General features: G+C 38.8%; 1 pseudogene. It reads right to left on the bottom strand.

Annotated features, from left to right (window positions below):
* Positions 1-533, bottom strand: a pseudogene (locus tag AC1DND_RS29240) (SusC/RagA family TonB-linked outer membrane protein); the annotation flags it as partial.

Here is a 533-nt window from a genome sequence, read left to right as displayed (position 1 = left end):
GGCTGCTATACCGGCATCATCAAACCTTGGAAATTCTGCATTTGGATTTTCTGGTGTCCAGTGATCGCGCCAATAAGCCGGAACATTAACCGTAGTACTTGCAGGTGCTTTTGATTTGCTATCAAAAAACACCTTTCCGCCAAACCTGGTTACAAAGTTTGTACTTAAACTCAATGTTTTGTAAGAAATGGCCACATTAAAGCCAATACCAAAAGAATTGGTAGACTCGAACATAGGAACCTGATCTTTTTCAGTAATTTTTCCATCGCCATTAGTATCTTCATAATACAGCCAACCAACTTGTGGTACCCTGTTGTTAATGGTATATGTTGGGTATTGATTGAGAAGTGCATCTACATCCGCTTGTGTTCTCAGCATCCCCTTCGAAATCAATCCATAGTTGCCACTGTTATATTTATTGGGATCCGTTCCGAACTGGTATTTTAAATCAGGATAGGTAATATCCCATAACTGAAATTCATTATAAAACATCTGATCAATCCGACTATTGGCAAAACCAAAGAGAATATCGG

This window comes from Pedobacter sp. 01N416 (assembly GCF_056399685.1).
This window is presented reverse-complemented; position numbering and strand designations above follow the sequence as displayed.